The 18,419-nt window shown below is 73.7% G+C and carries 17 protein-coding genes and 2 pseudogenes; 9 read left to right on the forward strand and 10 right to left on the reverse strand.

Translation table 11 applies throughout. From position 1 onward, the window contains the following. Positions 1 to 9: 9 nt before the first annotated feature. The 4 genes from ACIP4P_RS25665 to ACIP4P_RS25680 are packed head-to-tail and all read right to left on the reverse strand — an operon-like array spanning position 10 to position 3,185. Positions 10 to 870 carry a biotin-dependent carboxyltransferase family protein gene (locus tag ACIP4P_RS25665; RefSeq protein WP_400922144.1) on the reverse strand — a complete coding sequence of 287 codons (861 nt, stop codon included), beginning with the start codon at positions 868 to 870 and terminating at the stop codon, positions 10 to 12. 58 nt (positions 871 to 928) lie between these two features. After that, on the reverse strand, positions 929 to 1,600 hold the full coding sequence (locus tag ACIP4P_RS25670) for an allophanate hydrolase subunit 1 (protein ID WP_400922146.1): 672 nt from the start codon (positions 1,598 to 1,600) through the stop codon (positions 929 to 931). Beyond that, positions 1,597 to 2,499: a LamB/YcsF family protein gene (locus tag ACIP4P_RS25675; RefSeq protein WP_400922322.1), complete on the reverse strand. Its 903-nt coding sequence runs from the start codon at positions 2,497 to 2,499 to the stop codon at positions 1,597 to 1,599. Before ACIP4P_RS25675 ends, ACIP4P_RS25670 begins: the two co-directional genes overlap by 4 nt. Then, complete coding sequence (locus ACIP4P_RS25680; RefSeq protein WP_400922148.1) at positions 2,499 to 3,185, reverse strand: GntR family transcriptional regulator; 687 nt, start codon at positions 3,183 to 3,185, stop codon at positions 2,499 to 2,501. Before ACIP4P_RS25680 ends, ACIP4P_RS25675 begins: the two co-directional genes overlap by 1 nt. A gap of 157 nt (positions 3,186 to 3,342) precedes the next feature. Between ACIP4P_RS25680 and ACIP4P_RS25685 the strand changes: the two genes are divergently transcribed. The 5 genes and pseudogenes from ACIP4P_RS25685 to ACIP4P_RS25705 form a co-directional block, all read left to right on the forward strand. Further along, positions 3,343 to 4,065, forward strand: a complete 723-nt coding sequence (locus ACIP4P_RS25685) for a DUF969 domain-containing protein (protein WP_400922150.1) — start codon at positions 3,343 to 3,345, stop codon at positions 4,063 to 4,065. Continuing rightward, positions 4,062 to 5,036, forward strand: coding sequence for a DUF979 domain-containing protein (locus ACIP4P_RS25690; RefSeq protein ID WP_400922152.1), 975 nt, complete (start codon positions 4,062 to 4,064; stop codon positions 5,034 to 5,036). Before ACIP4P_RS25685 ends, ACIP4P_RS25690 begins: the two co-directional genes overlap by 4 nt. A 34-nt stretch (positions 5,037 to 5,070) precedes the next feature. Next, positions 5,071 to 5,715, forward strand: a complete 645-nt coding sequence (gene pcp, locus ACIP4P_RS25695) for a pyroglutamyl-peptidase I (RefSeq protein ID WP_400922154.1) — start codon at positions 5,071 to 5,073, stop codon at positions 5,713 to 5,715. 72 nt (positions 5,716 to 5,787) lie between these two features. Then, positions 5,788 to 6,141, forward strand: a pseudogene (locus ACIP4P_RS25700) (ATP-binding cassette domain-containing protein); the annotation flags it as partial. Further along, positions 6,140 to 6,262: pseudogene (locus ACIP4P_RS25705) on the forward strand (DNA-binding response regulator); the annotation flags it as partial. The pseudogenes ACIP4P_RS25700 and ACIP4P_RS25705, both read left to right, overlap by 2 nt. 68 nt (positions 6,263 to 6,330) lie before the next feature. Here the strand turns inward: ACIP4P_RS25705 and ACIP4P_RS25710 are convergent. The 4 genes from ACIP4P_RS25710 to ACIP4P_RS25725 all read right to left on the reverse strand — a co-directional run bounded on the left by ACIP4P_RS25710 (position 6,331) and on the right by ACIP4P_RS25725 (position 12,134). After that, positions 6,331 to 6,828, reverse strand: coding sequence for a phosphoribosyltransferase (locus ACIP4P_RS25710; protein ID WP_350513927.1), 498 nt, complete (start codon positions 6,826 to 6,828; stop codon positions 6,331 to 6,333). 204 nt (positions 6,829 to 7,032) lie between these two features. Next, positions 7,033 to 8,025 (reverse strand): methylmalonyl Co-A mutase-associated GTPase MeaB, encoded by a 993-nt coding sequence (meaB, locus tag ACIP4P_RS25715; RefSeq protein WP_400922156.1) that lies wholly within the window; start codon positions 8,023 to 8,025, stop codon positions 7,033 to 7,035. Between the two features lie 12 nt (positions 8,026 to 8,037). Beyond that, positions 8,038 to 10,269: a methylmalonyl-CoA mutase gene (gene scpA, locus ACIP4P_RS25720; protein WP_400922158.1), complete on the reverse strand. Its 2,232-nt coding sequence runs from the start codon at positions 10,267 to 10,269 to the stop codon at positions 8,038 to 8,040. Further along, positions 10,266 to 12,134 carry a methylmalonyl-CoA mutase family protein gene (locus ACIP4P_RS25725; protein ID WP_400922160.1) on the reverse strand — a complete coding sequence of 623 codons (1,869 nt, stop codon included), beginning with the start codon at positions 12,132 to 12,134 and terminating at the stop codon, positions 10,266 to 10,268. Before ACIP4P_RS25725 ends, scpA begins: the two co-directional genes overlap by 4 nt. A 346-nt stretch (positions 12,135 to 12,480) precedes the next feature. On the opposite strand from ACIP4P_RS25725, the gene ACIP4P_RS25730 reads away from it, so the two are divergent. After that, a complete protein-coding gene (locus ACIP4P_RS25730) occupies positions 12,481 to 13,551 on the forward strand; it encodes an NlpC/P60 family protein (RefSeq protein WP_400922162.1) in 1,071 nt (356 codons plus the stop codon). Between the two features lie 102 nt (positions 13,552 to 13,653). On the opposite strand, the gene ACIP4P_RS25735 is transcribed toward ACIP4P_RS25730, so the two are convergent. Together ACIP4P_RS25735 and ACIP4P_RS25740 are read right to left on the reverse strand one after the other, a co-directional pair. Continuing rightward, complete coding sequence (locus ACIP4P_RS25735; protein WP_400922164.1) at positions 13,654 to 13,983, reverse strand: DHCW motif cupin fold protein; 330 nt, start codon at positions 13,981 to 13,983, stop codon at positions 13,654 to 13,656. A 114-nt stretch (positions 13,984 to 14,097) separates the two neighbouring features. Then, the gene (locus ACIP4P_RS25740) at positions 14,098 to 14,592 is read right to left on the reverse strand and encodes a MarR family winged helix-turn-helix transcriptional regulator (RefSeq protein WP_400922167.1); all 495 of its coding nucleotides are present in this window, start codon (positions 14,590 to 14,592) and stop codon (positions 14,098 to 14,100) included. 56 nt (positions 14,593 to 14,648) lie between these two features. Between ACIP4P_RS25740 and ACIP4P_RS25745 the strand changes: the two genes are divergently transcribed. The 3 genes from ACIP4P_RS25745 to ACIP4P_RS25755 all read left to right on the forward strand — a co-directional run bounded on the left by ACIP4P_RS25745 (position 14,649) and on the right by ACIP4P_RS25755 (position 18,392). Further along, entirely contained in the window at positions 14,649 to 15,722 is a 1,074-nt protein-coding gene (locus ACIP4P_RS25745) for a substrate-binding domain-containing protein (protein WP_400922170.1), read from the forward strand. Between the two features lie 169 nt (positions 15,723 to 15,891). Continuing rightward, positions 15,892 to 17,373, forward strand: a complete 1,482-nt coding sequence (locus tag ACIP4P_RS25750; protein ID WP_400922172.1) for an APC family permease — start codon at positions 15,892 to 15,894, stop codon at positions 17,371 to 17,373. Then, complete coding sequence (locus ACIP4P_RS25755) at positions 17,370 to 18,392, forward strand: acetamidase/formamidase family protein (RefSeq protein ID WP_400922174.1); 1,023 nt, start codon at positions 17,370 to 17,372, stop codon at positions 18,390 to 18,392. The genes ACIP4P_RS25750 and ACIP4P_RS25755 overlap by 4 nt, the downstream gene beginning before the upstream one ends. Positions 18,393 to 18,419 lie beyond the last annotated feature (27 nt).

Below are 18,419 nucleotides of genomic sequence, written 5' to 3' on the forward strand. Positions count from 1 at the left end.
TGGGGCCCGCTACCGGCGCCCCGCCGGGGTGAAGCGGACCGGGGTGCCCGGGACGGCCTGGGCGGCGGCGGGGAGCGCGGCGGCCGGCACGACCCCGATGACGGGGTAGCCGCCGGTGGTGGGGTGGTCGGCGAGGAAGACCACCGGGCGGCCGTCCGGCGGGACCTGAATCGCTCCCAACACCATTCCCTCGCTGGGGAGTTCACCGTCCCGGGCGCGCTCCAGCGGCGGTCCCTCCAGGCGCAGGCCGATCCGGTTGCTGGTGGGCGAGACGCGGTAGTCGGAACCGGTCAGGACGGCGGGCGACCGGGTCGTGAACCAGTCCTCGCGCGGCCCGAACAGCACCGGCAGCAGCAGCGGTTCGGGCGGCGCGGGCACCGGCAGCACGTCCACCCCGGCGGCCGGGCCGACCGGCTCGCCGAGCGGCAGCGCGTCCCCGGGCGCCAGCGGAGCGGGGCCCAGCCCCGACAGCAGATCGGTCGAGCGGCTGCCGAGCACCGGGTCGGCGGCGACCCCGCCCGCGAAGGCGAGGTAGCTGCGCACGCCCCGGGTCGCCGGGCCCACCTCCAGCACCGCCCCGGCGGGCAGCCGCACCGGGGCGCCCCAGGCGGCGGGCCGCCCGTCGACCCGTACGGCGCACGGCGCGCCGGCCACGGCGACCGTCACCGCCCGGTCCGCCCGCAGCGTGCAGCCGAGCACGGTGGTCTCCAGGGTGGCCGCCGTCGCGGGGTTGCCGACCAGGCGGTTGGCCAGCCGGTGGGCGGGCTGGTCGAGCGCGCCGGACCGCGGCACGCCCAGGTGCGCGTGCCCGGGGCGGCCGAGGTCCTGGACGGTCGTCAGCAGCCCTGCGCTGATCACGGTCACGGTCATGCTTCCTCCGCCACGCTCGCTCGCCCGGGTCCTGCCGCGCTGTGTCCCGCCGCCCCGGTCATGATTCCTCGATCACGAACCGGACCCGGGTTCCCGGGCTGAACAGCGCGGCGGGTTCGCGGGACGGGTCCCACAGCACGGCGTCGGTGTGTCCGATCAGCTGCCAGCCGCCGGGGGAGGAGCGCGGGTAGGCGCCGGTGTAGCGGCCGGCCAGGGCGATCGCCCCGGGCGGTACGGCGGGGCGCGGCACGGCCCGCCGGGGCACCCGGTAGCGGTCGGGGAGGCCGGTCAGGTAGCCGAAGCCGGGGGCGAAGCCGCTGAACGCGACCCGGAACTCGGTCGCGGAGTGGATCCGCGCGACCTCCCGCTCGGCGACGCCCCACAGGGCGGCGACCTCCGCGACGTCGGCGCCGTCGTAGCGCACCGGGACGGTCACCCGTTCGCCGCCGCCCGTCCGCAGCGGCGGTACCCGCCAGCCGGGCAGTTCGGCGGCCAGGGCGTCGGGGTCGGCCACGCCGTCGAGCAGGACGGTGTGTTCGGCGGGCACCACCTCGGTGACGGCCGGGAACCCGGACACCCCGCGGCGGCGCTGGAGTTCGGCGTGGAAGGCGATCGCCTGGTCGGCGCCGTCGAGTTCGACCAGCAGCGCGTCCGGGCCGACCCGCAGGACCCGCAGGCGCGGCCGGCCCGCCCCCCGCTCGGTCCTTCTGCCGTCCGCTCCGGCGCTCACGCGAACGCCTCGACGCGAACTCCGGCCGTCCACAGGGCGGTTCGGACCCGGCGGGCGAGCTCCGCGGCGCCGGGGGTGTCGCCGTGCACGCACAGCGAGCGGGCCCGCAGTCGGATCCGCTCGCCGCCGCGGGCGGTGACCTCGCCGTCCCGGGCGATGGCGACCGCGCGGTGCACCACGGTGTCGGGGTCGTGGACCACGGCGTCGGGTTCGCGGCGGGACACCAGCGTGCCGTGCGGGGTGTAGGCGCGGTCGGCGAACGCCTCGGCCACCACCGGCAGTCCGGCCCGCCCGGCCGCCTCGTGCAGCCGGGAGCCGGGCAGTCCGAGGACGGGCAGGTCCGAGGACGGCGCTGCCAGCCGGACGCCCCGCACCACCGCCGCCGCCTGCTCCTCGTCGTGCACCGTCCGGTTGTACAGAGCGCCGTGCGGTTTGACGTACGCCACGTGCGCTCCGGCCGCCCGGGCGAAGGCCTGCAACGCCCCGATCTGGTAGGCGACTTCGTCGGCGAGCTCGTCGGGCGGGAGGTCCATGGCCCGGCGGCCGAACCCGGCGAGGTCCCGGTAGGAGACCTGGGCCCCGATCCGGACGCCCCGCTCCGCGGCCAGCTCGCACACCCGCCGCATGGTGCTCGGGTCCCCGGCGTGGAAGCCGCAGGCGACGTTGGCGCTGGTGACCGCGGAGAGCAGGGCGTCGTCGTCGGTGAGCGTCCAGCGTCCGAACCCCTCGCCGAGGTCGGCGTTGAGGTCGACGACCGGTACGGAGGCGGCCGGTGCCGTCGTGAGCGGTGCCGTCGTGGCCGGTGCCGTCGCGGCCGGTTCGTCCCCGGTGGCGGGTCTCGCGGGGGATCCGTCGTCGCCGGGCGTCGGATCGGGCCGTCCGGGCCCGGTCGGCGTCATCACGCGCCGCCCGTCATCGCGCGGACGATCACCGCGCGGGCGTCGTTCAGGTAGCTGGTCAGCTCCACCTCGGCGTCGTCGATCGCGCCGGACTCCAGCAGCCCGGTGAGGGTCTCGTTGCGCCGCAGGAAGGGCGCGTGCAGCCCGCGCGCGGACGGCACGGCGGCGAAGGCCAGGCGCAGTTCGGCCATCAGGCGGGCCATGCACTCGTCGATCCGCGGGCTGCCGGCGATCCCGGCGACGGCCTGGTGGAAGTGCAGGTCGGCGGTGCCGACGGTGACCCAATCGCCGATCGCCTCGGCGGCCTCCGCCCGGTCCAGCGCCGCCCGTACCGCGGCCAGCCGCTCGGGCAGGGCGCTGTGCAGGGCGCGCACCCCGGCCGTCTCCAGGGCGAGGCGCAGGGTGTAGATGTCGGCGACGTCGGAGGGATCGAGGATCCGGACGAACACGCCGCGGTTGAGCTCGTGCACGACCAGCCGCTGGTCGGCCAGCAGCCGGAACGCCTCGCGGAGCGTGTTGCGCGAGACGGTGAGCGCCTCGCCGAGTGCCTCCTCGGAGAGCCGGGTGCCGGGGGCGAGCCGGCCCTCGGTGATGTGCTCGCGCAGCACCTCGGCCACGCGTTGGGCGGCGCTGGCGCGTTCGAGCCGACCCCGGTCGGCCGCGAGCGCGTCGAAGATCCCGGTCACGTTCCACCTCCTGAACTCTTGTCGGATTGTTCCACAATCCCCTAGCCTCGCGGCAACCCCCGCAGGGTCGCGGCCCACCCAGCCGCGACCTCCTCCGCCCGTGCCGGCCCGAACGGCCACCTGCCGGACGGAGGTCCTCTGAAAGGCGGTCAGGAACATGATCGTTCTTGTCGGCATCCTCGTCGTGGTGGCCGGGTTCGCCACCCGGCGCAATCCGCTCCTCGTCGTCGGCACCGCAGGCGTCCTCACCGGACTGCTGGGCGGGATGAGCCCGCTGAAGGTCCTGGACGCCTTCGGCACCGGCTTCGCCTCCAGCCGCTCGGTGACCGTCATCGCCGTCACCCTGCCGTTGATCGGCCTGCTGGAGCGCCACGGCCTCCAGGAGCAGGCCCGCACGCTGATGAACAAGCTCGCCCGGGCCAGCGCCGGACGCGTCCTCGCGTCCTACCTGGTGGTGCGCCAGATCACCGCCGCGTTCGGCCTCACCGGACTCGGCGGACCGGCCCAGGCCGTGCGCCCGATGGTGGTGCCGATGGCGGAGGCCGCCGCCGAGCGCCGCCACGGCACCCTGACCGACAAGGCCCGCGAACGGCTGCGCTCCTTCGCGGCCAGCGCCGACAACATCGGCCTGTTCTTCGGTGAGGACTGCTTCCTCGCCGTCGGCTCGATCCTGCTGATCACGGGTTTCGTCAACGCGACCTACCACACCGACCTGGAGCCGGTGCAGCTCGCGCTCTGGGCCGTCCCCACCGCCGTCTGCGCCACCCTCATCCACGGCGCCCGGCTGCTGCGGCTGGACCGCACCCTCGCCCGGGACCAGTCCGCGACCAGCGCCACTGCCACCGCCACCGCCGTTCGCATCGAGGAGCCGAGCAAGTGATTAAGGTCGAGTGGCTGTACTGGCTGGTCGGAGCCATCTTCCTGGCGTCGGCCGCGCAGATGGCGGTGGACCGGGGCAACCCCCGACGGTACGGCACGGCCGCCTTCTGGGGACTGCTCGGCGCGAGCTTCGTCTACGGCAGCTGGGTCGCCGACAAGAGCGCGCCCGCCGCACCGCTGGGCGTCGCCGTCCTGGTGATGATCGGTCTGGCCGGCTGCGGCTTCACCGGCCGCGGCACCCCCACCGGCGCCGCCCCGGAGCAGCGGGCCGCCTCCGCCGCCCGCCTGGGCAGCCGGCTGTTCATCCCCGCGCTGGCACTCCCGCTGGTCGCGCTGGCCTGCGGCACGCTGCTCAAGGGCGTGCACCTCGGCGGTGCCCGGCTGCCGCTGCTGCAGACCGGCAGCGAGACGCTGCTCGGCCTCGGGATCGGGACGCTCGTCGCCCTGGGCCTGGCGCTGCTGCTCACCCGCGAACGCAACCCGGTGACCGCCCTGCGCTCCGGTCGCGGGCTGCTGGAGGCGATGGGGTGGGCGCTGCTGCTGCCCCAACTCCTCGCCGTGCTGGGCTCGATCTTCCAGAGCGCCGGCGTCGGCACCCAGATCGGCCGGCTCACCACCCACGTCCTCCCGGACGGCAGCAAGTACGCGGCGGTGGCCGTCTACTGCCTGGGCATGGCCCTGTTCACGATCATCATGGGCAACGCCTTCGCGGCCTTCCCGGTGATGACCGCCGCGATCGGCTGGCCGATCCTGATCACCCAGCTGCACGGCAGCCCCGCGGTGGTCCTGGCGGTGGGCATGCTGGCCGGCTTCTGCGGCACGCTGGTCACCCCGATGGCGGCCAACTTCAACCTCGTCCCGGCCGCCCTGCTCGAACTCAAGGACCAGTACGGTCCGATCAAGGCCCAACTCCCGACCGCTGGCGCACTGTTGGCCTGCAACATCGTCATCATGTCGCTCTTCGCGTTCTGACCCGCACCCCTCCCCACCTCGGAAAGGCCGCCCCATGACCAGGGTCCTGCTCACCGGCTTCGAACCGTTCGACGGCGCCGACGTCAACCCGTCCTGGGAGGTCGCCCGGCTGGTCGCCGACCAGCCGCCCGAGGGGCTGCTGGTCACCGCCGTCCGGCTGGGCTGCGTCTTCGGCCGGGCGGCCGAGGAACTGCGCACGGCGATCGCGGAGTGCGCCCCGGACCTGGTCGTCTGCCTCGGTCAGGCGGCCGGGCGACCGGACGTCACCGTCGAGCGGATCGCCGTCAACGTCGACGACGCCCGCATCCCCGACAACGCCGGCCGGCAGCCGGTCGACCTCCCCGTCGTCCCCGGCGGCCCCGCCGCGTACTTCGCCACCCTGCCGGTCAAGGCCTGCGTGGCCGCCGTCCGGGAGGCGGGCGTCCCCGCCTCCCTCTCGCACACCGCCGGGACCTTCGTCTGCAACCACGTCTTCTACGCCCTGATGCACCTGCTCGCCACCGAACACCCCACCGTGCGCGGCGGGTTCGTCCACATCCCGGCCCTGCCCGAGCAGGTCCTCGACGGCACCAAGCCCTCCCTGCCGGCCGACACCGTCGCCCACGCCGTCCGCGCCCTGCTCACCGCCGCCGCGACCCGCACCGCCGACCTCCGGGTCCCGGAAGGGGCGACCCACTGACGCCGCCGGGGTGACGGAACCTCCGGGTCCGGGGTGGAGAAACCTCCACCCCGGACACCCCAGGGAAGCCCAATGTGCCCGAACGGCCCGGCTCCTACGGTCGATAGCAGCTCGCGCGAGGGGCGCGACCGATCGGGGGGAGACCCAGTGCGGACCCGAGGGAACGAGCGGCCGGCCGTGGCCGTCCAACTGGAAGCGGTCGAGAAGACCTACGGGAGGGGCGACGGCGCGGTGGCCGCGCTCAGGGGGCTGGACCTGGGCTTCGACACCGGCAGCTTCACCGCCGTGATGGGCCCCTCCGGGTCCGGCAAGAGCACCTTCCTGCACTGCGCCGCCGGGCTGGTCCGGCCCACGTCGGGCCGGGTGCTGGTCGGCGGCACCGACCTCGCGGACCTGGACGAGCGGCGGCTGACCGAGCTGCGCCGCCGTCCGCCGGGTCGCCGCCGGCGGCACCGCCATGGACCCGGCCGTGGTCTCCCAACTGATGGTCAGCCACGCCCGCGACCGGCCGCTCGCCACCCTCACCGCCCGCGAGCGCGAAGTCCTGCGACAGCAACCGCCGCGTCCTCGCCGTCCTCGCCTACCTCAACGCCTGACCGGGCGCCCCTGCGCCACTCAGGCGTCGAGCACCTGGCCGTGCCGCTTGACGACCGGGCCTTCCCCCGACCAGGGGAACTCGATCCAGTCGTCGGTCCGCTTCCACACGTACTCGCACTGGACGAGGGAGTGCGACTTCTCGTAGATGACGGCGGAGCGGACCTCGGCGACGTGGTCGAGGCAGAAGTCGTGCACCAGCTTCAGCGTCTTGCCGGTGTCGGCGACGTCGTCGGCGATCAGCACCTTCTTGTCGGTGAAGTCGATCGCGGCGGGCACGGGCGCCAGCATGACGGGCATGTCGAGGGTGGTGCCCACACCGGTGTAGAACTCGACGTTCACCAGGTGGATGTTCTTGCAGTCCAGCGCATACGCCAGACCACCGGCCACGAACACGCCGCCCCGGGCGATGCTCAGGACGAGGTCGGGCTCGTAGCCGTCGTCGGCGATCGTCTGCGCCAGCTCGCGCACCGCCCGGCCGAAGGTCTGGTAATCCAGGATCTCTCGCACATCAGTCACGCTGCCCAGTCTCCTTGAGACCCGCCCCGGGGGCGAATCCGGCCCCCCGGCTCGTCCAGCCACGCCCCCTGCCCCCCGGCCGTGGTTCGCCACCGGGTGTGACCGCTGGAGAGCTTCCAGGGTCTGCTTCATGACCCGGGCTCCCCGGCCGACCCGCCTCGATCACGACACCGTCGACGATGGTGGCGATGCTCCCCGACTTCCTCAATCAGTACGGAAGAAGCTGTCCAGGATCCGTTGCGCGGCCAGCCCCGCCGGCAGCGTGCCGGCCCGCACCTGGGCCTCCAACTCCCCGCTCAGCCGCCGCACTTCCGGGTCCTCGTGCAGCCGCGCGTACAGCTGGTCGTGGACCATCGACCAGGTCCACTCGACCTGCTGCTCCCGCCGCTTGGCCGCCAGTGCGCCCGTCGCGTCCAGCACCTTGCGGTGCTGCTGCAGCCGCTCCCACAGGACGTCCAGTCCGGCGCCGTCGCGCCCGCTGCAGGTGAGTACCGGCGGTGTCCACGCCGCGTCCGGCGGCTGCAGCAGCCGCAGCGCGCCCGCGAGTTCACGCGCCGCTGCCTTGGCGTCCCGCTCGTGCGGGCCGTCCGCCTTGTTGACGGCGATGACGTCCGCCAGCTCCAGCACGCCCTTCTTGATGCCCTGCAGCTGGTCGCCGGTGCGGGCGAGGCTGAGCAGCAGGAAGGTGTCCACCATCCCGGCGACGGCCGTCTCCGACTGGCCCACCCCCACCGTCTCGATCAGCACCACGTCATAGCCCGCCGCCTCCATGACCACCATGGACTCCCGGGTGGCCTTGGCGACCCCGCCCAGCGTCCCGGAGGTGGGCGACGGCCGGACGAAGGCGGCGGGATCCACCGCGAGCCGCTCCATCCGGGTCTTGTCGCCCAGGATGGAGCCGCCGGTCCGGGTCGACGTCGGGTCGACGGCCAGCACGGCCACCTGGTGCCCCGAGCCCGTGAGCATCGTCCCGAAGGTGTCGATGAAGGTCGACTTGCCGACACCGGGCACGCCGGTGATGCCGACCCGGACCGCCCCGCCCGCGTGCGGCAGCAGCCGTTGCAGCAGCTGCTGGGCGAGCGCGCGGTGGTCGGGGCGGCTGGATTCGACGAGGGTGACGGCGCGCGCGATCCAGGCGCGCGAGCCGTCGAGGACACCCGTCACATAGCTGTCGAGGTCGATCGTCCGGGGAGGCATCGGATCAGGCGATCACAGCTCGTGGCCGAGATCGGCCGCCAGCGACTTCAGCAGGTCGTACGCCGCCTCCGGGATGACCGTCCCGGGTGGGAAGACCGCCGCCGCGCCGGCCTCGTACAGGGCGTCGAAGTCCTGCGGCGGGATCACCCCGCCCACCACGATGGTGATGTCCTCCCGCCCCGCGGCCGCGAGCTCGGCGCGCAGCGCGGGCACCAGGGTGAGGTGCCCGGCGGCCAGCGAGGAGACGCCGACGATGTGGACGTCCGCCTCGACGGCCTGGCGGGCCACCTCGGCCGGGGTCTGGAACAGCGGGCCGACGTCGACGGTGAAGCCCAGGTCGGCGAAGGCGGTGGCGATCACCTTCTGGCCGCGGTCGTGGCCGTCCTGGCCCATCTTGGCGACCAGGATGCGCGGTCGGCGGCCCTCGGCCAGCTCGAACCGCTCGACCAGGTCGCGGGTGCGCTGCAGCGGCGCCGACGGGCCGGCTTCGTCTCGGTACACACCGGAGATGGTACGGATCTGGCCGGAGTGGCGGCCGTACACCTTCTCCAGGGCGTCCGAGATCTCGCCGACGGTGGCCTTGGCGCGGGCCGCGTTGACGGCCAGGTGCAGCAGGTTGCCGTCGAGCGAGCCGCCGCGCTGCGGGCCGGCCTCGGCGGACCGGGTCAGCGCGTTCAGCGCGTCCTGGCACGCGGCCTCGTCGCGCTCCTCGCGCAGTCGCCGCAGCTTCTCCAACTGCCGTGTCCGCACCGAGGAGTTGTCGACCTTGAGGACGTCGATCTGCTCGTCGTTCTCCACCCGGTACTTGTTGACGCCGATCACCGGCTGGCGGCCGGAGTCGATCCGGGCCTGGGTACGGGCGGCGGCCTCCTCGACGCGCATCTTGGGGATGCCCGCGTCGATCGCCTGGGCCATGCCGCCGGCCGCCTCGACCTCCTGGATGTGCTGCCAGGCCCGGGCGGCGAGGTCCTGGGTGAGCTTCTCCACGTACGCCGAGCCGCCCCAGGGGTCGATCACCCGGCAGGTGCCGGACTCCTGCTGCAGCAGCAGCTGGGTGTTGCGGGCGATCCGGGCGGAGAAGTCCGTCGGCAGGGCGAGCGCCTCGTCGAGGGCGTTGGTGTGCAGCGACTGGGTGTGGCCCTGGGTGGCGGCCATCGCCTCCACGCAGGTGCGGGCGACGTTGTTGAACACGTCCTGGGCGGTCAGCGACCAACCGGAGGTCTGTGAATGGGTGCGCAGCGAGAGGGACTTGGCGTTCTTCGGGTCGAACTGCTTGACCAGCTTGGCCCACAGCAGTCGGGCCGCGCGCAGCTTGGCGACCTCCATGAAGAAGTTCATCCCGATCGCCCAGAAGAACGACAGCCGCGGCGCGAAGGCGTCCACGTCCAGTCCCACGTCCAGGCCCGCGCGCAGGTACTCCACCCCGTCGGCGAGGGTGTAGGCCAGTTCCAGGTCGGCCGTCGCGCCGGCCTCCTGGATGTGGTAGCCGGAGATGGAGATCGAGTTGTACCGGGGCATCTTCTGCGAGGTGTACGCGAAGATGTCCGAGATGATCCGCATCGACGGCTGCGGCGGGTAGATGTAGGTGTTGCGGACCATGAACTCCTTGAGGATGTCGTTCTGGATGGTCCCCGCGAGCTTCTCCGGCGGTACGCCCTGCTCCTCGGCCGCGACGATGTACAGCGCCAGCACCGGGAGCACGGCGCCGTTCATGGTCATCGACACCGACATCTTGTCCAGTGGGATGCCGTCGAACAGCTGGCGCATGTCGTAGATCGAGTCGATGGCGACGCCCGCCATGCCGACGTCGCCGGTGACCCGCGGGTGGTCACTGTCGTAGCCGCGGTGGGTCGGCAGGTCGAAGGCGACCGAGAGGCCCTTCTGGCCGGCCGCCAGGTTGCGGCGGTAGAAGGCGTTGGACTCCTCGGCGGTGGAGAAGCCCGCGTACTGGCGGACGGTCCACGGCTGGTTGACGTACATGGTGGGGTACGGCCCGCGCAGGTACGGGGCGATGCCGGGGTACGTCTCCAGGAAGTCCAGGCCGGAGAGGTCGGCCGCGGTGTACAGCGGCTTGACGGCGATGCCCTCGGGGGTGTCCCAGACCAGCTCGTCGACGTCCTTGCCGGTGGACCGGCGCCAGGCGGCCTGCCACTGCTCGTCGGTGACGTCCGGGCGGGCGCCGGTGCTGCTGCTACCGCTACCGCCGTCGTCGTCCAGCCCGATGCCGGTGAAGTCGGGGATCATCGCGCCACTCCAATGAGGTCCAGCAGGGAGGTGAGGACGGCGATCGCGTCCCCGCCCGCGGAGATGAACTCGTCGACGCCGGCGGGCGGTTCGGCGAGCCGTCCGGCCAGCAGCACCCGTCGGGCGCCGGCCGCCTTGAGCGCCTCGGCGACCGCACCGGCGTGCTCGCCGTACACCACGTCGCTGGAGCACAGGCAGGCGACGGTCGCGCCGGAGGCCAGGAACGCGTCGGCGAACGCCGCCGGGTCGACGCCCTCGACGGCGGACGTCGCGATGCCGCCGGCCTGGAACAGGTTGGCCGCGAAGGTGCTGCGCCCGGTGTGCGCGGAGGCGGTGCCGATCGAGGCCAGGAACAGCTTCGGCCGGGCGCCGGTGGTGGCGAGGTGGGCGTCCGAGCGGTCCCGCAGCGCCTCGTACGCCTCGGCGCGGCGCACCCGCGGCAGCCCGCCCGGGAGGTGCGCCGGGGCCGGCTCGCGGACCAGCGGCTGCTCGTCCAGGTGCGGGAACTCGCTGACGCCGGTGATCGGTTCGCGCCGCTTGGCGAGCCTGACCGAGCGCTCCGCCCAGGTCGCGGCGATCCGCTCGCCGACCAGGCCGGAGCCGAGGGCGGCGGACTGGCCGCCGGCCCGCTCGATCTCCTGGAACCAGGCCCAGGCGGCCCGCGCCAGTTCGTCGGTCAGCTGCTCGACGTACCAGGAGCCGCCGGCCGGGTCGATCACCCGGGCCAGGTGGGACTCCTCCAGCAGGATCGCCTGGGTGTTGCGGGCGATCCGGCGGGCGAAGGCGTCGGGCTGGCCGAGCGCGCTGTCGAAGGGCAGCACGGTGACGGCGTCGGCGCCGCCGACTCCGGCGGCCAGACAGGCCACGGTGGTGCGCAGCATGTTCACCCACGGGTCGCGGGCGGTCATCATCACCTGGGAGGTGACGGCGTGCTGGCGCTGCGCGGAGGCGTCGGCGGAGGCCCCCGAGACCTCCGCGACGCGGGCCCAGAGGCGGCGCGCGGCCCGGAACTTGGCAATGGTGAGGAACTGGTCGGCGTCCGCGGCGTGGCGGAACTCCAGCTGCCCGAGCGCGGCGTCCACCGACAGTCCGGCGGCGGTCAGCGCGCGCAGGTAGGCGACGCCGGTGGCGAGCGCGCAGCCCAGCTCCTGGGCGGGGGAGGCGCCGGCCTCGTGGTACGGCAGGGCGTCCACGGTGAGCGCGCGGAGCTGCGGGTAGCCGGCGGCGCAGCGGACGGCCAGCGCGGCGGCCTCGGTGAGCAGGGTGTCCGTCGCGGCGGCGGAGCCGGTCCGGGCCTGGAGGCCCAGCGGGTCGGCGCCGAGGCTGCCGGCGGCGGAGCCGGGGGAGACCTCGCGCTCCTCGTACAGCTTGAACAACTGCTCGGCGGCGTCGGTGAATTCGGGTCCCGCGTCGAGCGCCACCGCGGCCAGGTCCAGGTACACCCCGGCGAGCGCCCCGGGCAGTGCGGCGACCGGCAGGCCCTCGCCGCCCAGCTCCAGCCAGAGCGAGGTCACGCCGTGCTCCAGGTCGGCCAGGACCGCCTCGTTGGCGCGCCGGGCGTCCGGCGCGGTGTGCCGCTGGCGTACGTCCCACCCGGAGACGGCGGAGCCCTGCGGCCGCCCGCCGCGGACGAAGGGCGGGAAGCCGGGGTACCCGGGCTCGGCCGTGGTGTCCTCGGCGGTGTACAGCGGGCGGGCGCGCAGCCCGTCCGGGAGCGCGGTGGTGAGCGCCTGCTCGGCGGCGGCGCCGTCCTCGGGCTGGGCACCGGACTTGCGCAGCACGCCCGCGACGAGCTGCTGCCACTGCTCACGGTGCGCGGCCGGGAACTCGGCGGCGAGGGGGAGCCTTTCGGGCGGGACCTTCATGTCCGCAGGTTAGCGCCCGTTCGCATGGCCGGAGCAGGGGCGTCGCGTGTGACCTTGTTCTCGATTTGGCGCGTTCTGAGCGCCCGGTGAGCACTCCGTCCGACGGGGAGTGCCGCGGGGTGGCCCGGCGGGGGTCGTGGAGTGCCGGAGACGTGCTCGGAGAACTGCCCGGAAAGATGCCCGGAACAGGGGGATTGCGGAACCCCGGCACTCATCTATTAAGTTACTTCGAAGAAGGCGGGCGGGGACGGCATCCCCCGTACGGCTCCGCCCGTCTTCGCCGACCTTTCGCGTGCCCGCACGTGTCTCCGGGCCCCGCCCGTCCCCCGAAGGAGATCCCACCCCGATGGGAAAGCGCCGCAAGCCCAGCCCCCCGAGCCGGGCCCGCATGGCGGTCCTCACCACGGCGATGGCCGGCGGCGCGGTGCTCGCCTCCGGCACCGCCCACGCCGAGCCGACCCCGAACCTGGCCTCGGTGAAGGAGCAGGTGGACAAGCTCAACGAGGAGGCCGAGCAGTCCGTCGAGCAGTACAACGGCTTCCAGGACAAGCAGCAGAAGCTGCAGGGCGAGGCCAACCGGATCCAGGAGAAGGTCGCCCGCGGCCAGGAGGCGATGAACGAGCTGCGCACCCGGCTCGGGGCGGTCGCCGCCGACCAGTACCGCAACGGCGGCATCGACCCGTCCGTCCGGCTGATGCTCGACTCCGACCCGGCCGGCTACCTGGAGCGCGCCGCGGCGCAGAACCAGGTCGCGGACAGCCAGTCGGCCCTGCTCAAGCAGGCCCAGGAGGAGCAGCGCAAGCTGGACCAGGACCGGGTCGAGGCCACCGCCACGCTCGCCCAGCTCGACTCGGTGGGGACCGAGCTGGCCGGGAAGAAGCAGCAGATCCAGGCCAAGCTCGCCCAGGCCCAGGCCATGCTCAACAAGCTGAGCGCCGAGGACCGCGCCAAGGTCAACGCCCAGCAGTCCGCCGAGAAGGCCAAGGCCGAGGCCCGACAGGCGGCCGATGCCGACCGTGCCTCCCGCTCCTCCGCGCGCCCGGACCTCAACACCCCGGCCCCGCCGGCCAGCGGCCGCGCCGCCGCCATCATCGCGTTCGCCCAGGCCCAGCTCGGCAAGCCCTACGGCTGGGGCGCCACCGGCCCGAACAGCTTCGACTGCTCCGGCCTCACCGGCGCGGCCTACCGCGCGGCCGGGGTCAAGCTCTCCCGGATGTCGCAGGACCAGTGGAACGACGGCCCGCGCGTCTCCCGCGACGCCCTCCAGCCCGGTGACCTGGTGTTCTTCTACAACGACATCCACCACGTCGGCCTCTACATCGGCGACGGGAAGATGATCCACGCCCCGCGCACCGGCAAGAACGTCGAGGTCCTGCCGATCTCCGCGATGCCGTACATGGGCGCCGTCCGCCCGTAGCGGTCTGGCTGTAGCAGTCCGCCGGTAGCCGTCCGTAGCGCCGTAGCTGTCCGTAGCGCCGCCCCCGGGCGGGTCGTCGCCGACGACCCGCCCGGCCGCCGGTCAGTCGACGATCAGCAGGCTGGCCCCCTTCGGCGCGCTGGAGCGGTGCGCCTCGGCCCCGTCGGCGACCTGGTAGCTGCAGCCCGGGCCGGTGACCACGACCCGGCCGTCGTCCAGCGTGGTGACCAGCTCGCCCGCCAGGACGTAGAGCACGTGCCCCTTGCGGCACCAGTGGTCCGCGACGTACCCGGCGCTGTAGTCCACCCGACGGACCCGTACCCCGCCGAACTCCCGCACCCGGCTGGTCACTTCGCCGTGCTCACCCGGCATGCGCCGCTCGGGGACGGTGCTCCAGTCGGTCGCGGTGAAGGGGAAGCCGATGAGTTCCATCCGGCCACCGTACGGCGCCCTGGCCCGGCCCGTCCGTCGGATGCCGGCAGCGGCAGGAGAGTCGGCCGGGGTCCGCGCGGCGGTCAACCCACCCCGGCCGAAGGGGAGTCGGGCTCAGAGCCCGGCCAGCCGCTCCAGGGCGAGCGCCTGCGCCGGGTCGGCGAGGCCGCCGGCCCTCCGGACGGCGGCGTCGTGGGCGGCGGCCAGGGCGTCCAGCCGACGCAGCCGGGTACGGCCCTGGCGGGAGAGGTGGGCGCTGATCCGGCGGCGGTCCTGGTCGTCCTGGCGCCGGTAGACCCAGCCGTGGTCGGCCAGTTGGTCGACCAGTCGACTCAGGCTCGCCTGCGGGATCAGCAGGGTCTGGGCCAGCTCGCCCATCAGACGGCCCTCCCCGTCGGCGAGGGCGCGCAGTACCCGCCACTGGTCGACGGTGCAGTCCTCCTCGGCCAGGGCGGCGGCCAGGCCGGAGGAGAGCCGGCGGTGCGCCAGGGCGACCAGTTCGACCAGCAGCGGCCCGGGGGCGGCGCCGGTGGCCCGCAGCGCTCCGGTCGCCACTCCGGTCGCCTCTCCGGTCGCCTCTCCGGTCGGTGCGGCGTCGCTCGAAGCCATCCGTTCCTCCCCTTCCGGTCTTTCCCGAGGCCGACATCACGACGATACTCGCACTGGTGAGCGTCGAGGCCGTGCTGATCGATCCGCTCGAAGCGCTGCACTCCGCGCGGGACGGCCGGGAGCGGGCGGTGTTCCGGGTGGGCCTCGTCGTGCCGCAGTCCGGTCCGCTGGGCCTGACCGGCCCCTCCGCGCTGGACGGCGCCCTGCTCGCCGCGCACGAGGTGAACGCGGCCGGCGGCGTGCTCGGCCGGCCGCTGGAACTGGTGCTGGTGGACGGCGGCGGCACCCCGGAACGGGTCGCCGCCGAGGTGCGGCCGCTGCTGGCCGCGGGGGCGGTGGACGCGCTGGCCGGCTGCCACACCAGTGATGTGCACCGGGCGGTCGAGACGGTCGCGGCCGGCCGGGTCGCCTACGTCTACACCCCGCCGCACGAGGGCGGGTCCCGACTCCCCGGGGTGCTCTGCACCGGCGTCGACCCGCTGGCCCAACTCTCGCTCTCCGTCAGCGAACTGACGGAACATCACCACCTCCGGCGGTGGGCCTTCATCGGCAACGACTACATCTGGCCGCGCTCCGTCCACCGCGCCGCCACCGCCCTGGTCGTCCGCACCGGCGCCCGGGTGGTGCTGGAACGGCGGATCCCCTTCGGGGCGGTCGAGGGAGCGGTCGAGCCGCTGCTGGACGCGCTGCGCGCCAGCCGGGCGGACGCCCTGCTGTTCAGCCTGATCGGGCGCGACCAGGTGCACTTCAACCGGGCGCTGCGCCGCAGCGGACTGGACCACCGGCTGGTCCGGCTCTCCGGCGCGCTGGAGGAGAACGGCCTGCTGGCACTCGGCGGTGACGACACCGGCCTGCTGTACGCCGCGATGCCCTCCTTCGCCACCCTGGACGAGGAGCGCCGGCAGGGCCTCGCCGAACGGCACCGGGCACTGTGCGGGCCGTGGGCGCCCGTCCTGGACGCGTACGCGGTGGGCCTGTACGACGGGCTGCGCCTGCTCGCCGACCTGGCCGCCCGCCGCTCGCTGGCCCCGGACGGGCTGGCGCGGGCCGCGCGGGGGCTGCTGCCCGCCGAGGGCCGCCCGGTCCACCTCGCCCGGGCCGAGGGCCTCGGTTTCGCCGTCCTGCGCTGAGCGGTCGTTCCGGGCTGAGCGGTCGTCCCGCGCCGGGCACGCCCCGCTCGCCCCGCTCGCCACGCGCCTCTCGGCTGTCGGAACGCCGCGACAAAACCCTTCCATCTGGAAATACTTTCCCCTACGGTCTCCCCACACACCCGCAGGGTCGTCCCGGAGAGAGAGCACCATGGCCGACACACCCTTGCCCCAGCCCGACGGCATCGAGAGCTACGGCTACCGACAGGAACTCCGCCGTTCCCTGACCTTCACCGACCTGCTCGTCTACGGGCTGGTCTTCATGGTGCCGATCGCGCCCTTCGGCATCTTCGGCGGCGTCTTCCAGGGCTCCGGCGGCATGGTCGCCCTGGCCTACGTCCTCGGCATGGTGGCGATGATGTTCACCGCCCTGTCGTACGCCCAGATGTCGCGGGCCTTCCCGATGGCCGGCTCGGTCTACACCTACGCCGGGCGCGGCATCGCGGCCCCGGTCGGCTTCCTGTCCGGCTGGATGATCCTGCTCGACTACGTGCTGGTGCCGGGCCTGCTGTACCTGATCGCAGGCGTCGCGATGAACTCGCTGGTGCCGTCCGTCCCGGTCTGGCTCTGGCTGATCGGCTTCGTGCTGCTCAACACCGCGGTCAACTACCTGGGCATCGAGACCACCTCCAAGGTCAACAAGGCGATGCTGATCGGCGAACTCGTCGTGCTGGCCCTGTTCGTGGTGGTCGGGGTGATCGCCCTCGCCGCCGGCAAGGGCCGGGGCTTCGACCTCACCCCGCTCTACAACGCCCACACCTTCTCCTGGAGCCTGGTCTTCGGGGCGGTCTCGGTCGCGGTGCTCAGCTTCCTCGGCTTCGACGGGATCTCCACCCTCTCCGAGGAGAACCGGGATTCCACCAAGGCGATCGGCCGGTCGATGGTGGCCGCGCTGCTGCTGGCGGGCACGCTGTTCATCGTGCAGACCTGGGTGGCCTCGCTGCTGGTGTCCGACCCGGACGCCCTGATCCGGGACGGCGATCCGAACGGCACCGCCTTCTACGACGCGGCCCGGACCGCCGCCGGCGGCTGGCTCGCCACGCTCACCGCCGCCTCCACCGCCGTGGCCTGGGGCTTCGCCAACTCCCTGGTCGCCCAGGCGGCCACCTCGCGGCTGCTGTACGCGATGGCCCGGGACCGCCAACTGCCCGCCTTCCTGGCCAGGATCCACCCCACCCGCCGGGTGCCGGTCAACGCCACCCTGCTGACCGCCGGGATCTCCCTGGTGCTCGGGCTCTACACGGCCTCGCGCAAGGACGGCATCACCCTGCTCAGCACCCTGGTCAACTTCGGGGCGCTGACCACCTTCCTGGTCCTGCACGTCGCGGTGGTCGTCCACTACCTGGTCCGGCAGCGCAGCAGGGACTACTGGCGGCACCTGATCGCCCCCGCGATCGGCTTCGGGATCCTCGGGTACGTCGTCGTCAACGCCAACATCGCGGCCCAGCGGCTGGGCTTCGTCTGGCTGCTGATCGGCGCGGTCGTGCTGACCGGGCTGATGGCGACCGGCCGCCGACCCCGACTCGCCGTCACCGAGGCCGGCACCGCGAACGCGACCGAGATCGAGACCGGCATCGGCACCGACACCGACACCGTGCCCACCGTGGAAACCACTCCGGAGGAGAGCAAGTGAGCCTGCCCGAAACCGTCGTCCAGCTGTTCCCGACCCCCGAGGACTACGCCTACACCTTCGGCGGCCGCGCCCCGCTGCTGACCGTCAGGCCCGGCACCGTCGTCGAGTTGAGCACCGAGGACTGCTTCGGCGGCAAGGTGCGCGGCACCGGCGACCTGCCCAGCCAGGTGTGCGTCTTCCCCTACCTCAACCCGGTCACCGGCCCGATCGCGGTGGCCGGCGCCGAGCCCGGCGACCTGCTCGCGGTGCACTTCGTGGAGATCACCCCGGCCCGCGACCACGGCATCTCCAGCACCTTCCCGCACTTCGGCGCACTGACCGCGACCCACAACACGGCGATGCTGCACCAGCCGCTGGAGGAACGGGTCTGGGTCTACGACCTGGACGTCGAGGCCGGCCTCTGCCGGTTCCGGGCCCGGCACGGCGGGTTCACGGTCGACCTGCCGCTGGACCCGATGCACGGCACGGTCGGCGTCGCCCCGGCGGCCGGCGAGGTGCTGGCCTCGATCACCCCGGGCGCCCACGGCGGCAACCTGGACACCCCGGAGCTGCGGGCCGGCACCACGGCGTACTTCGGCGTCAACGTCGAGGGCGGCCTGCTCGCCATCGGCGACGGCCACGCCCGCCAGGGCGAGGGGGAGGTCTGCGGGACGGCGGTGGAGGCGGCGATGCGCACCACCGTGATCGTCGACCTGGTCAAGGGCGGCGGACCGGCCTGGCCCCGGCTGGAGAACGACGACTTCCTGATCAGCACCGGCTCCGCCCGCCCCCTGGAGGACGCCTTCCGGATCAGCCAGCACGACCTGGTCGGCTGGACCGGCGGCCTGCTCGGCCTGGACCAGCTGGACGCCTACCAGCTGGTCAGCCAGGCCGGCCTGGCCCCGGCCGCGAACGTCTGCGACACCAACTACACGATGGTCGCCAAGCTGCCCAAGCGCGTGCTGGGCCGGACCCGCGCCTACGACGGCCTGCACGACCGGCTGCGCGAGAGCGCGGCGGCGTACCTGCGGCACCGCTAGACGCCGACCGCCGACCGCCACCCCGCC

This window comes from Kitasatospora sp. NPDC089509 (genome assembly GCF_044749365.1).
GTDB lineage: Bacteria > Actinomycetota > Actinomycetes > Streptomycetales > Streptomycetaceae > Kitasatospora.